The 7,590-nt window shown below is 75.6% G+C and carries 7 protein-coding genes; 2 read left to right on the forward strand and 5 right to left on the reverse strand.

Going from position 1 to position 7,590, the window contains the following annotated elements; all coding sequences use genetic code 11:
- Positions 1 to 34 precede the first annotated feature (34 nt).
- The 5 genes from AB0E83_RS11870 to miaA form a co-directional block, all read right to left on the reverse strand.
- Positions 35 to 1,582, reverse strand: coding sequence for a M1 family metallopeptidase (locus AB0E83_RS11870; RefSeq protein WP_362109213.1), 1,548 nt, complete (start codon positions 1,580 to 1,582; stop codon positions 35 to 37).
- A gap of 98 nt (positions 1,583 to 1,680) precedes the next feature.
- Entirely contained in the window at positions 1,681 to 3,816 is a 2,136-nt protein-coding gene (locus AB0E83_RS11875; protein WP_362109216.1) for an HD domain-containing protein, read from the reverse strand.
- A 278-nt stretch (positions 3,817 to 4,094) separates the two neighbouring features.
- A complete protein-coding gene (gene dapF, locus AB0E83_RS11880; protein WP_362109218.1) occupies positions 4,095 to 4,970 on the reverse strand; it encodes a diaminopimelate epimerase in 876 nt (291 codons plus the stop codon).
- Positions 4,971 to 5,120: 150 nt separating this feature from the next.
- Positions 5,121 to 5,573: a hypothetical protein gene (locus AB0E83_RS11885; protein ID WP_362109234.1), complete on the reverse strand. Its 453-nt coding sequence runs from the start codon at positions 5,571 to 5,573 to the stop codon at positions 5,121 to 5,123.
- A gap of 108 nt (positions 5,574 to 5,681) precedes the next feature.
- The gene (gene miaA / locus AB0E83_RS11890) at positions 5,682 to 6,620 is read right to left on the reverse strand and encodes a tRNA (adenosine(37)-N6)-dimethylallyltransferase MiaA (protein ID WP_362109220.1); all 939 of its coding nucleotides are present in this window, start codon (positions 6,618 to 6,620) and stop codon (positions 5,682 to 5,684) included.
- Between the two features lie 165 nt (positions 6,621 to 6,785).
- On the opposite strand from miaA, the gene AB0E83_RS11895 reads away from it, so the two are divergent.
- Both AB0E83_RS11895 and AB0E83_RS11900 read left to right on the forward strand, forming a co-directional pair.
- Positions 6,786 to 7,118: a hypothetical protein gene (locus AB0E83_RS11895; protein WP_362109222.1), complete on the forward strand. Its 333-nt coding sequence runs from the start codon at positions 6,786 to 6,788 to the stop codon at positions 7,116 to 7,118.
- Positions 7,119 to 7,146: 28 nt separating this feature from the next.
- On the forward strand, positions 7,147 to 7,464 hold the full coding sequence (locus AB0E83_RS11900) for an antitoxin (RefSeq protein ID WP_362109224.1): 318 nt from the start codon (positions 7,147 to 7,149) through the stop codon (positions 7,462 to 7,464).
- Positions 7,465 to 7,590 lie beyond the last annotated feature (126 nt).

Here is a 7,590-nt window from a genome sequence, read left to right on the forward strand (position 1 = left end):
ACACGGCCGCCCCGCGCCCGTCACGCGGGTTTCCTCAGGGCTGGGCGTCCCCGGGCGGCAGGCTGCGCCAGTCCGGGTGTCCGGGCATCGGCGGGGTCCTCTCCCCGTACAGCCAGCCCGCGAAGAAGGCGTCGAGCTCCCGTCCGGAGACCTCTTCCGCCAGCGCCGTGAAGTCGGCGGTCGTGGCGGTGGAGTCCCGGTGGTCGGCGACCCAGCGCCGCTGGAGCCGGTCGAAGGCACCGGTGCCGATCTCCTGCCGGAGGGCGTAGAGGACGAGGGCGCTGCCGTCGTAGACGACGGGCCGGAAGAGGCTGATCTTCCGGCCGGGCGCGGGCGGGCGGGGCGCCGCCGGCGGCCCGCCGTCCGCGCGCCAGCCGTCGGAGGCGGTGTACGCGGCCTTCATCCGCCGCTCCAGGGACCGGCCGGCCGTCTCGTCGGCGTACAGCGCCTCGTACCAGCTGGCGTGTCCCTCGTTGAGCCACAGGTCGGACCAGGTGCGCGGGGAGACGCTGTCGCCGAACCACTGGTGGGCCAGTTCGTGGATCATGACCGCGTCGACGTACCACTCGGGGAAGCGGGTGTCGGTGAAGATCCGGCGCTCGAAGAGGGAGAGGGTCTGGGTCTCCAGCTCGAAGCCGGTGGTGGCGTCGGCGACCAGCACGCCGTACGTCTCGAAGGGGTACGGGCCGACCTTGCCCTCCATCCACTCCAGGTGGCCGGGGGTCCTGCGCAGCCAGGGCTCCATCGCCTCCCGGTCCTGGGCGCGGACCACGTCCCGCACGGGCAGGCCGCGCGGGCCGGTGCGGTGCAGGACGGCGGAGCGGCCGATGGAGACCTGGGCGAGCTCGGTGGCCATGGGGTGGCGGACGCGGTAGGTCCAGGTGGTGGTGGCGCCGTGGTCGGCGCGGCCTGCGGGCAGGCCGTTCGCGACGGCGGTCAGGTCGCTGGGGGCGGTGATCCGGAAGGTGAAGGCGGCCTTGTCGGAGGGGTGGTCGTTGGAGGGGAAGACCCGGTGGGCGGCGTCGGCCTGGTTGGCCATGGCGAGGCCGTCGGAGGTGCGGACCCAGCCGCCGCTGTCGGCGGGGCCGCGCGGGTCGCTGGTGTGGCGGACGGTGACGGTGACGGTCTCGCCCGCGTCGATCGGCGCGACGGGGGTGACGACCAGGTCCTCGCCGCTGGTCTCGTGGGCGGCGGGCAGGCCGTCGACGGTGACGCCGGAGACGGTGCCGTGGGTGAAGTCGAGGTGGAGCCGGTCGAGGTCGGCGGTGGCGAGGGCCTCGACGCGGGTGACGGCGGTGAGCGGCTCGGTGTTTACGCCGGAGTAGGTGAGGTCGATGTCGTAGGCGAGGACGTCGTAGCCGGGGTTGCCGAGGTGCGGGAAGAGCGGGTCGCCGATGCCGAGCGGCGCGGGGGCGGGCAGCGCGGCGGCGACCAGGCCGGCGGTGGCGGCGACGAGGGCGGCGGACCGGAGCCAGGGCCGGCGGCCCGGCCGGGCCCGGCCGCCGCCGGGCGACGGGGCGGTCTCGGGGGCCTGCGGGGCGGCGACGAGGGCCGGACGGGCGGGCGGGGAAGTGTGCGCCATGGGCCAGGGCTACCAGGGTCCCGCCCCGCTCCCCCGGCCGACGCGCGCACCCGCCACCCGAAGGAGGTCACTCCGGGCGGGTTCCGGACGGGCCGGCCTCAGCGGCGGTGGGTGCGGCCGACGTCGTAGACGCCGGGGACGTCGCGCATGGCCCGCATGAGACCGGGGAGTTCGGCGGCGTCGACGAGCTGGAGGGTGTACGTGTGGCGGACGCGCTGCTCGTTCGGCGGCTCGACGGTGGCGGAGACGACCTCGGCGCCGGCGGTGGCGATGGCCTCGGTGAGGTCGGCGAGCAGACCGGGGCGGCCGAACGATTCGGCGACGAGGGTGACCCGGCAGCGGGCGGCGTCGCCCCAGCGGACGGGGACGGCGGTCCGGCCGAGCCGGTGCATGGCCTCCACGGCCGGACAGCCGGTGCGGTGGACGGTGACGGCGCCGCCCCGGACCCGGAAGCCGGTGATCTCGTCGGGGGGCACGGGGGTGCAGCAGCCGGCCGGGCGGACGGCGGCCGGCGGGCCGTCGTCGAGGTCGGCGTGGAGTTCCGCGCCGGAGCTGCGGTCGGCGGCGACGCTGAGCTGCGGGCGGGGGGTCGCGGCGGGCTGGGCGGCGGCTTCCGGGTGGGCCTGGAGCCAGCCGGTGATGGCGATCCTGGCGGCGGGGGTCCGGGCGTGGTCCAGCCAGTCCGGGGAGGGCCCGGAGCCGGTGTCCTGGGCGAGGAGCAGCTGCACGGTGTCGCCGTCGGAGAGAACGGTGCTCAGCGGGGTGAGCCGGCCGTTGACGCGGGCGCCGAGGCAGCCGTGGGCGGCCTCGCCGTGCTGCGCGTAGGCGGCGTCGACGCAGCTGGCCCCGGCGGGGAGCCCCAGGGTGCCGCCGTCGGCGCGGAAGACGGTGATCTCGTGGTCCTCGGCCAGGTCGGCGCGGAGCGAACTCCAGAAGGTGTCGGGGTCGGGGGCGGACTCCTGCCAGTCGAGGAGGCGGGCGAGCCAGCCGGGCCGGGTGGGGTCGGCGCGCTCGCCGTCCTCGGCCCCCTCGGGGAGGTCGGTGGCGTCCGGGGCGGTGGCGTGGGGGCTGCCGAGGGCGACGACGCCGGCCTCGGCGACCTTGTGCATGCGGTGGGTGCGGATGAGGACCTCGGCGACGGCCCCGTCGGGGGCGGCGATCGCGGTGTGCAGCGACTGGTAGAGGTTGAACTTGGGGGCGGCGATGAAGTCCTTGAACTCCGAGATCACCGGGGTGAAGCAGGTGTGGAGCTCGCCGAGGACCCCGTAGCAGTCGGCGTCCTCGGCGACGAGGACGAGGAGCCGCCCGAAGTCGCAGCCGCGCAGTTCGCCGCGCTTGAGGCGGACGCGGTGGACGGAGACGAAGTGGCGGGGGCGGACGAGGACTTCGGCGGCGATGCCCGCCTCGCGCAGGACGGCGCCGACCTGTTCGGCGACGGCGGCGAGCGCGTCCGGGGAGCCGGAGCCGGTGGCGTCGGCGATGAGCGCGCGGGTGGTCTCGTACTCCTCGGGGTGGAGGATCGCGAAGACCAGGTCCTCCAGTTCGGTCTTGAGGGCCTGGACGCCGAGCCGTTCGGCGAGGGGGATGAGGACGTCCCGGGTGACCTTGGCGATGCGGGCCTGTTTCTCGGGCCGCATCACGCCGAGGGTGCGCATGTTGTGGAGCCGGTCGGCGAGTTTGATCGACATGACCCGGACGTCGTCGCCGGTGGCGACGAGCATCTTGCGGAAGGTCTCGGGTTCGGCGGCGGCGCCGTAGTCGATCTTCTCCACCTTGGTGACGCCGTCGACGAGGTAGGCGACCTCGTCGCCGAACTCGCGGCGCACCTGATCGAGCGTCACCTCGGTGTCCTCGACGGTGTCGTGGAGGAGGGAGGCGGTCAGGGTGGTGGTCTCGGCGCCGAGTTCGGCGAGGATGAGGGTGACCGCGAGCGGGTGGGTGATGTACGGCTCGCCGCTCTTGCGGAACTGGCCCCGGTGCGAGGACTCGGCGAGGACGTACGCCCGGCGCAGCACCGACAGGTCGGCCTCGGGGTGGTGGGCCCGGTGGGCCTCGGCGACGTGGCCGATGGCGTCGGGCAGCCGGTCGCGCGGGGCGGGGCCCGCGGTGGCGCCGAGCAGGGCGGCCCGGCCGAGCCTCCGCAGGTCCAGCCGGGCGCGTCCGCGCCTGCGGACTCCCGGGTCGGTGGCCGCGGCCTCGGCCGCGCTCACGGGGTTCGTGGCCTCTGCGCTCATGGGGCACCTCCGGCGACGTCGACCGGCGGTGGACGGGCGGGCGGAGCCCGGAGGGCCGGTGCTTGATGCTACCGACCCCACCACGCGGCGCGGTCACGCTCTCGCCCAGCCCGAACCGGATCACCCATTCGAGCGACAGGACAGTCGTTGACTGTTTCGATTACGGGCTGTTCCGGCGGCGGCCCGCCGTCGGTGCCGGGCTGTTCCGGCCGCGCCGGGTCCGCCCCGACGGCGGGCCGTTCCGACCGCGCCGCCGGGCCGGGGCCGGGCGGCCGGGCTCAGTCCTGGGCGAGCCAGGAGGGCTCCAGGGTGCCCTCGGCGACGATGACGGCCGGTCCGGTCATCTCGATCTCGCCGTCGGGGTGCTCGGTGATGACGAGGGTCCCGCCGAGGACGTCCACGGTGTACGTGACGGGGGCGCCGGTCTCGGCCGGGTCGGTGCCGTCGCGGCGGGCCGCGGCGACGGCGACGGCGCAGGCGCCGGTGCCGCAGGAGCGGGTCTCGGCGGCGCCGCGCTCGTGGACCCGCATGGCGACGTGGCGGGGGCCCCGGTCGGCCACGAACTCGATGTTGACCCCGTCCGGGTAGACGGAGGCGGGCTCGTACGGCGGCTCGTCGTACAGCGTGCCCGCGTGCGCGAGGTCCTCGACGAAGGCGACCGCGTGCGGGTTGCCCATGTTCACGTTGCGCGCGGGCCAGCTACGGCCGCCGACGGCGACGGTGACGCTCTCGGCCGGGAGGACGGCGCGGCCCATGGAGACGGTGACGGAGCCGTCCTTGTCGAGGTGGACGCGCTTGACCCCGCCGCGGGTGGCGACGGCGACCTCTCCGGCGGTGACGTGGCCGGCGTGCTCCAGGTAGCGGGCGAAGACCCGGACCCCGTTGCCGCACATCTCGGCGACCGAGCCGTCGGCGTTGCGGTAGTCCATGAACCACTCGGCCTCGTCGGCCATGGTCCGGGCCTCGGGGTGGGCGGCGCTGCGCACGACGTGCAGCACGCCGTCGCCGCCGAGGCCGGCGCGACGGTCGCAGAGCCGGGCGACGAGGGCGGGGGGCAGGTCGATCTCGTTCTCCGCGTCGGGGACGATCACGAAGTCGTTCTCGGTGCCGTGGCCCTTGAGGTAGCGGAGCGGGGTGGTCTGCGTGCTGGTCACGAGAGCAACTGTACGGTGCCGCCCGGACGGCCGTTCCGGTTGTCCACAGGGCGGCCGGTCCGCCGCCGTGCCCGTGCCGGTCGTCCACAGGGCCGGCCCTTCCCCGCCCCGTGCCGTCCGCGCGGGGCCGGGCTCCGGGCCCGTACGGGGTCAGCGGAGGCGGGCGACGCGCCAGACCGCGAGGGCGACGACGGCGGCGATGGTGGTCGCGTACAGGGCGAGGACCCGCCAGTCGGGCCGCTCGCCCGAGCCGCGCTCCGGCAGTCCCGGCCAGGTGTACCCGACCTTGCGGGCGGCCATCATGCCCCAGCCGGCGGCGCAGAAGCTGATCAGCAGGCCGAGCATGGCGACGACCGCGCCGCCGTCGCCGGAGCCGAAGGCCAGCGGGAAGGCGAACATCAGCGAACCGACGGCGGCGAGCCCCACGATGGGGGCGAGCTGCCAGATCCTCAGCAGGCGCCGCGGGCGCAGCTCGACCTCGACCTCGCCGGCGTCGACCTCGACGGCGGAGCCCTCGGCGTCGTCGGGTCCGTCGGGGGTCAGCCCCGGGGCACCCCCGGGGACCGCCTCGTGCTGTTCTCTGTCGCGAGGGCCGGCCTCCATCGCCACGCGCCCTCCCAACTCGGACTCCACTTGGTCGATCGATGCTCGATGATGGCACGCTCCCGACCGCCGAAATGACGGGCGGAGCGTCCCGATGCCATCACGTGATCAGGCTGTAACCGCTCGTTCGACCAACGACAGGGCCTCCCGCGGGAGTTCCCCCCGGTGATCGGCGGCCCCGCTGAGCCAGTGGACACGGGGGTCGCGGCGGAACCAGGAGTCCTGGCGGCGGGCGAAGCGCTTGGTGGCGCGCACGGTCTCGGCGCGCGCCTCCTCCTCGGTGCACTCCCCCGCGAGCGCCGCGAGCACCTGCTGGTAGCCGAGCGCGCGGGAGGCCGTGCGCCCCTCGCGCAGTCCGCGCGCCTCCAGGGCGCGGACCTCGTCGACGAGCCCGGCCTCCCACATGCGGTCCACGCGGGTGGCGATCCGCTCGTCGAGCTCCGGGCGGGCGACGTCGACGCCGATCTGGACCGTGTCGTAGACGGACTCGTGGCCGGGGAGGTTGGCGGTGAAGGGCTTCCCGGTGATCTCGATGACCTCCAGGGCGCGGACGATCCGGCGTCCGTTGCTGGGGAGGATGGCGCGGGCCGCCTCGGGGTCGGCGGCGGCGAGCCGGGCGTGCAGGACCCCGGAGCCGCGCTCGTCGAGCTCGGCCTCCAGGCGGGCCCGGATCCCGGGGTCGGTGCCGGGGAACTCCAGGGCGTCCACGGCGCCGCGGACGTACAGGCCGGAACCGCCGACGAGGACGGGGGTGCGGCCCTCGGCGAGCAGCCGGTCGATCTCGGCGCGGGCGAGGCGCTGGTACTCGGCGACGCTGGCGGCCTCGGTGACGTCCCAGATGTCGAGGAGGCGGTGCGGGACGCCGCCGCGCTCCTCCGGCGTCAGTTTGGCGGTCCCGATGTCCATCCCGCGGTAGAGCTGCATCGAGTCGGCGTTGACGACCTCGCCGTCGAGCTGCTGGGCCAGGAACACACCCAGATCGGACTTTCCGGCCGCCGTGGGGCCGACGACGGCGATGACCCGCGGTGCGGGAGCTGCGCTTCTCACCGTCCCAGTCTCGCAAACCCCGGGGGGCGTCCCCGAACGAGCGACGTGACAGGGGGGTGGGGGGTTCGTTGCCCGTTGCGTGGTCCGGGCCGCGTTCCCCGGCACGGGACCCCTAAACGAGTAGGCTGTGGAGTGGATATGGGCGTTTTCGCAATGTTTCGCCGGGTGAGGAAGGGGAAGAGGGAGGGCGCGGCGGACGCCGCGGCCGAGGCCCTCCCGCCCCGGAGCGAAGCGGCCGGGACGGACGCGGCCGGGACGGACGGCTCCGGCACGGACGCGACCGGGACGGACGGCTCCGGCACGGCCGGGGCCGGAGCGACGGAGACCGCGGAGGCGGAAGGGACGGTGACCCGGGTGCCCGTCGCGGGAGTGACCGTCCCGGTGGGGTCCACCGCCGGGGCCGTGGAGATCCCGCGGCAGCAGTCGGTCGCCACCGCCGCCGACGCCGTACCGCTCCCGGACCCGGACGGCGGGACCGGCGAAGCCGCCCACAGGTAGGCAGGACACGGACACGGAGAGGTGCCCCATGGGTCTCCTGGATTCACTGAAGGCCAAGCTGGGCCCGGCCAAGGGCAAGGTCGCGGACCTCGCGCAGCAGCACGGGGAGAAGATCGACCACGGCTTGGACAAGGCCGCGAGGATGGTCGACGAGAAGACCAAGGGCAAGTACAGCGACAAGATCCAGTCCGGTACCGGCAAGGCCAAGGAGGCCATCGACCGGATCGGGCACAAGGACGACGGAACCCCCGGCACCCCGCCCGGAAGCACCCCCGGCACCCCGCCCGGAGGCACGCCGGGCACCCCGCCCGGCGGCACCGGTCCGACCCCGCCGCCGGCCGCCTGAGGTCCCGCTCGCACACCGACGGGGGGGGGGGGGGGGGGGGGGGGGGCCCGGCCCCCCCCCCCCCCCCGGCGCCCCCCCCCCCCCCCCCCCCCCGGCCCCCCCCCGCCCCCCCCCCCCCCCCGCGGG

The sequence above is a fragment of the Streptomyces sp. NPDC035033 genome (assembly GCF_040636735.1).
Taxonomy (GTDB): domain Bacteria; phylum Actinomycetota; class Actinomycetes; order Streptomycetales; family Streptomycetaceae; genus Streptomyces.